General features: G+C 41.0%; 2 protein-coding genes and 1 pseudogene. All 3 read right to left on the reverse strand.

Going from position 1 to position 2,539, the window contains the following annotated elements:
* A pseudogene (locus GXZ17_RS02195) lies at positions 1-244 on the reverse strand (hypothetical protein); the annotation flags it as partial.
* Between the two features lie 191 nt (positions 245-435).
* Entirely contained in the window at positions 436-1,509 is a 1,074-nt protein-coding gene (locus GXZ17_RS02200) for a hypothetical protein (protein ID WP_409375658.1), read from the reverse strand.
* Positions 1,506-2,539, reverse strand: a 1,034-nt coding sequence (locus tag GXZ17_RS02205; RefSeq protein ID WP_409375659.1) for a hypothetical protein, incomplete at its 5' end; no start/stop codon positions are given. The genes GXZ17_RS02205 and GXZ17_RS02200, both read right to left, overlap by 4 nt.

The following is a 2,539-nucleotide window of genomic DNA, read 5'->3' on the forward strand; positions in this document are numbered from 1 at the left end:
TTACTGGCCCCTCTTCGCAGTTGCAAACAGTGCAGCTCTGACACCATTCGGCACAAAAGTCCAGGCATTCTTTAAGACATGCGGTAGTATCAATAGAAGGTGGTGTAGTAGGTGTAGTAGGTGTAGTAGTAGAATCCTCCTCAGGGGTGCCTTCTAAGTCTGCACCTGCAGGCGAACATCCAGCAAGGGTGGTTAACAAAACCAGGCAAAGGCTCAGGATTAAAACTAATTTTAGGAACCTCACAAATTTCACCTTCTTTTTAAGGATTAACTTGATTTTGATAAAATTGAGCCTCGATGATATTGAACTCTGCTCATTATACCATGCAAGACAACAACCCACAATGCAGCATGCCTTTAGAGCCTCTCTTCGTCCTCTCTCATATGGGTATCATTAATCTTACCAGAACCAGCCACGGAAAGCGGATTATTTGTTTAATATTGCCAGCTTCTAAAAGCAAAACCCGAGGTTAAATTTTTACCAGCCACTTCTAAAACAACCTCCACCTCCTCCTGGGGCTCAATCTCGAGAACAAATGATATCTGGTTACTTTCAACCCGACTTAAAGGAACCGAATGGCTAATTAACTCATAACTCTCCTGAAGAGGAACAAAAACTTCTATTTTCTTTCTTTCCGGGGAACGGTTGGCTACTTTGTATACTTTTTTCTCCTGGGTATCATAAAGCACTTCTTTCCCCTCTCTGTTATAAACTTGATTTAATTTATCTTGCTTTTCTATTTTTTCTTCAATAGTGATATCATTGCTTTTCCCCACTTTTATTTCCAGCTCAGACGATTCTCCCAGGGTATAGCTTTCGCCCAAAAATACAACTCCTGACGTAGACCCTTCGAAGCATTCTATTTTAGCGGGGAAAAGGATATCCCCAGAAACAAAGAGATCCCAGAAAAAATGAACATCGGTATCCCCATAAGAGAGAGGATTATAACGCGATATTTTCTCTGCCCGAACAGCCTGGAATTCATCAACAACGAGTCGTTTAGTTTCATAAGGCTTTAAACCAAAAATAAATTCTTTCCCGGAAATAATAAAATGGCTTTCAGGAATCGGCTCCTGACCTTCATTCGTTATATCCACCAATAACGTTCCAGCTGGAACATTTTTATCCGGCTCCCAAAAATATTGATACAAATAGTTCAGGTCAAGGTACAAAAGAGGAAAGATTAAATAAATTTTCCCTTTTGTTTGTTCTTCTGCCACTATTATTATCTTGGTGCTCTCGTTAGAAGAATCACTAATCAAACTCACTAATTCACCACCCTCAACTTGAATAAACACTTCCTCCTCTTGCACCGAAAACGGTTTTTCCCAGGAATAAATATTTTCCCCGGGTTGAAGCTCAACCACCCAGGTTTCCTTTTGATAAAACGAAGAATCTCCTGCAAAAATAAAAATTTCTTCCGGATTTTTTTCCACTATTAAATCCTGAGCCAGAGCACTACCGGAGATAAAAAGGATTATAATCAATACCAACAATACTTTTTTCATGGCCAATCCTCCCGAAATTCATATTGCAAAACGATTTCCTCTTCGCTATCAGGTTCAACAGTCAATTCCAGATAAGCTTTCCCGTCCTCCCATTTCCAGTTCTCGTCTCCGGTTAATTCGGCTCCCTGAGGCAGGAGTTCTATTATTTCCACAGCTTTACTTGATTCACCGTGGTTTAAAAGATTGAAACGAATCACCTTTTGAGACCAGAAACCCACCACATCTTTATCTTTATTCCAATCAGCCTTCAAGCGTTTATAGCTCACTTCCACACGTTCAGTCCGAAAATCCTTAACCGTTCCCACTGGTATTTCCAGCTCTTCCTGAGTTCTTGCCCCCGGAAATTCGAAGCTCCCTATTACCGATTGATTTTCTCTGAATATAGTTATCCATCCCCCCGGGAGAGGCTCGCCTTGATTTTTCATTTTTAAAACTCTGACCTCGTTCCCTTCTTCAATTCTAATGACTTCCTTCACGGGAAGTTTTTGCATCTCGGGGAAAACTTGTAAGAGACTATTACCGGGAAAGTCAACCATATAGGGCAAGTGAAAAACCTGGTATTCTGACACTCTTTCCATTGCTACTGGTTTTTCGCTTTTCATCACTCGAGGCCGGGCTTCTTCCACAGCCAGCTTCATTTCATCTGCAATCCCCCTTGCCGTTTCCTCAAATAAAAATACCGGCTCTCCGAGCAGCCAGCTTATATGCACATTCTCCCAGGTCATGCTTTTGTGATTGGATAGAAATACTGAGGGATAAAGGTAAAAAAGAGAGTCCCTCTCATCCCATATTGCCATATACCGTCCTTTCCAATTAAATCCACTCATAAAAAAGGAAAGGAGAAAAGAATAGGAACCGGCTTCTTGAGCCTCAATTTCAACCTGATATCCATTTGCAGAAGTAGTAGCAATGGTTTTCAAAGAAGTTAAAGGATCGAGAGGATGAAAATAGAGTCTTTCGCGAAGAAGATTGTCTCCGGTTAAGAAAAAGCGATTCTCCCCCTCCTCGAGTGACAAAGTGACTTTTTCAA

The sequence above is a fragment of the Candidatus Sordicultor fermentans genome (assembly GCF_012728195.1).
Classification (GTDB): domain Bacteria; phylum Atribacterota; class Atribacteria; order Atribacterales; family Caldatribacteriaceae; genus Sordicultor; species Sordicultor fermentans.

What these genes read in the sequence shown, in the direction of transcription:
- GXZ17_RS02200 (WP_409375658.1), bottom strand. Translation starts at nt 1,509, where the DNA reads ATGAAAAAAGTATTGTTGGTATTGATTATAATCCTTTTTATCTCCGGT.